Genomic DNA, 1,032 nt, shown 5'->3' with positions numbered 1-1,032 from the left:
TCATGAATTGCTCCATTTCTTCCGGAGTAAAAGCCTCCTCCAGCCTGCCGAGCGCCGCCAACATGATTTGTTCCGATTCTTTCGCAAGGTACCGTCCTACCTGCGTCAGTGTCACTAGTTTAACACGCTGATCTTGCGCAGATGCAGCCCTGGCGATGTAACCTTTGTGCTCAAGCCGTTTTGCGATGCTGGTCATCGTACTTAGAGGGGCACCCATCATGGACGCCAGTTCCGACATCGTCATATCTCCCTTGAAGAGCAAAATAATCAGAGTTGACAAATCTGAGCGCGTCATTTTTTTTTCGAGCTGCAGCGTATCGGACATAAAAACGAACGGACGCAAACCGCTCTTGAGGAAGAGTTCGTACAGTTGCTGCATGCCAATTCTCCTTTTAGTACGAAATCATAGTAAATGGGTGTGTTCAGTTTAGTACGAATTCGTATTAATGTCAAGACTGCCAATTAGTTTGACTGTCAAACCGATAGACAAAAAAACATCGCCAAAAATTTCTGGCGATTTTTTAGTTAATCCATTTGATTTTATTTATACAGTCAACCTTGTTACATATCTTTGGACGTAATCACGTAATTGTGTATTTTCAACTGTTTGTTCATCCATCGCTATGCTCAACGGTGTGAAAGATTTCATTAGGCGATATTCCTTGTTCATTCGATTGGGTTCACATTTCATTTCTTTGTTAGTCAGCCTAGGATACGGAAGCCTTCGTTTTATGGATATTTTCCCCATATGGTTTCAGGATTATCCTGCCATTTCGTTGAGCGGCGGCTTCGATAAGACAACCGCCGCTACATACCTAGAAATAACGACGATACCGTTCTCGTCGATGGCATTAACCCCAATCTTCCCTCGACTTGCAAGCCTTTGTCTAAAAAAGAAAAAGCCGCGATTTACGCGGCAATGAGCGGGACAATGTTCATCTTTGAAACGCTTGCAGCGGCCCGGCATATGGCGCATGTTCGAATCGACATGGGTTCTCCGTTACCCGCGGGTCCTGCTGCTTGTGCAGCACC

At 45.2% G+C, this 1,032-nt stretch carries 1 protein-coding gene; it reads right to left on the bottom strand.

Going from position 1 to position 1,032, the window contains the following annotated elements:
• Window positions 1–379: MarR family winged helix-turn-helix transcriptional regulator (locus tag ACFQI7_RS37750; RefSeq protein WP_377518639.1), on the bottom strand; the 379-nt coding region annotated here is incomplete at its 3' end.
• Window positions 380–1,032: the final 653 nt, after the last annotated feature.

The organism is Paenibacillus allorhizosphaerae (genome assembly GCF_042659105.1).
GTDB lineage: Bacteria > Bacillota > Bacilli > Paenibacillales > NBRC-103111 > Paenibacillus_G > Paenibacillus_G allorhizosphaerae.
The sequence above is the reverse complement of the archived record's forward strand: the minus strand, read 5'-3'. Positions and strand labels throughout refer to the sequence as shown.